Annotated in this window: 1 protein-coding gene; it reads left to right on the top strand. The window is 66.2% G+C overall.

What is annotated here, in order from left to right; translation table 11 throughout:
* Positions 1 to 59 precede the first annotated feature (59 nt).
* The coding region (locus R1101_RS0123385) for a solute symporter family protein (protein WP_016935601.1) at positions 60 to 1460 on the top strand (1401 nt) is incomplete at its 3' end.

Below are 1460 nucleotides of genomic sequence, written 5' to 3'. Positions count from 1 at the left end.
GGCCGTGAGCTGGATCCGCGTTCCGCGGCGATCCGCGAGGAACTGGAAGGACCGCAGCAGTGACCGTTCTCGCCCAGGGTGGGACCGACGTCGGTAACCCGATCCTCAACATCGCCATCTTCGTCGCGTTCGTCGTCGTCACGATGGCACTGGTCATCAAGGCCAGCCGCACGACGAAGAAGGCTTCCGACTTCTACACCGGCGGCGGCCAGTTCTCCGGCCCGCAGAACGGTTTCGCCATCGCAGGCGACTATCTGTCGGCCGCGTCGTTCCTCGGTATCGCGGGTGCGATCGCCGTCTACGGTTACGACGGCTTCCTGTACTCGATCGGCTTCCTGGTGGCATGGCTCGTCGCCTTGCTGCTCGTCGCCGAACTGCTCCGCAACACGGGCCGGTTCACGATGGCGGACGTGCTGAGCTTCCGCCTCAAGGAACGCCCCGTGCGTATGGCGGCGGCGCTCTCGACCCTCGCGGTGTCGCTGTTCTACCTGCTTGCGCAGATGGCCGGCGCCGGCGGACTCGTGGCGCTGTTGCTCGACATCGAGGGCAAGGTCGGCCAGGCCATCGTCGTCGCAGTCGTCGGTGTGCTCATGATCGTGTACGTGCTCATCGGCGGTATGAAGGGCACGACCTACGTGCAGATGGTCAAGGCCGTGCTGCTCATCGCCGGTGCGGGCCTGATGTTCGTGCTCGTCCTGTTCGCGGTGCGGGGCAACTTCTCGCAGCTGCTCGCCGACGCTCAGGCGATGGTGTCGAGCTCGTCGAACGAGGCCGTCGCGCAGCGTGACGTGCTCGCTCCCGGTGCCAAGTACGGCATCAGCAACATGACGCAGATCGACTTCCTCTCCCTCGGCCTCGCGCTGGTCCTCGGTACCGCGGGTCTGCCGCACGTGCTGATGCGCTTCTACACCGTGCCCACCGCCAAGGAAGCCCGTCGCTCGGTCACCTGGGCCATCGCGCTCATCGGTGCCTTCTACCTGTTCACCCTGGTCCTCGGTTACGGTGCCGCGAAGATGGTCGGCCCCGACGCGATCCTCGGTGCTCCCGGCAAGGAGAACGCGGCGGCACCGCTGCTGGCCTTCGAACTCGGCGGAACGCTGTTCCTCGCGATCATCTCGGCGGTCGCCTTCGCGACGATCCTCGCGGTCGTCGCCGGCCTGGCCATCACCGCCTCGGCGTCCTTCGCGCACGACATCTACGCCAGCGTCATCAAGCGTGGCAACGCCACGGAGGACGAACAGGTGCGGGTCTCGCGGATCACGGTCGTCGTGATCGGTCTGGTGTCGATCGTCCTCGGCATCCTCGCCATGGGACAGAACATCGCCTTCCTCGTGGCGCTCGCCTTCGCGGTCGCGGCCTCGGCGAACCTGCCCACGCTGCTGTACTCGCTGTTCTGGCGGAAGTTCAACACGACCGGCGCCCTGTTCAGCATCTACGGTGGTCTGATCAGCTGCCTCGTC

This window comes from Rhodococcus sp. R1101, assembly GCF_000278445.1.
GTDB classification, from domain to species: Bacteria; Actinomycetota; Actinomycetes; order Mycobacteriales; family Mycobacteriaceae; genus Rhodococcus; species Rhodococcus gordoniae.
Note: the sequence above shows the minus strand (reverse complement) of the source record. Positions and strands in the feature narration are given on the sequence as shown.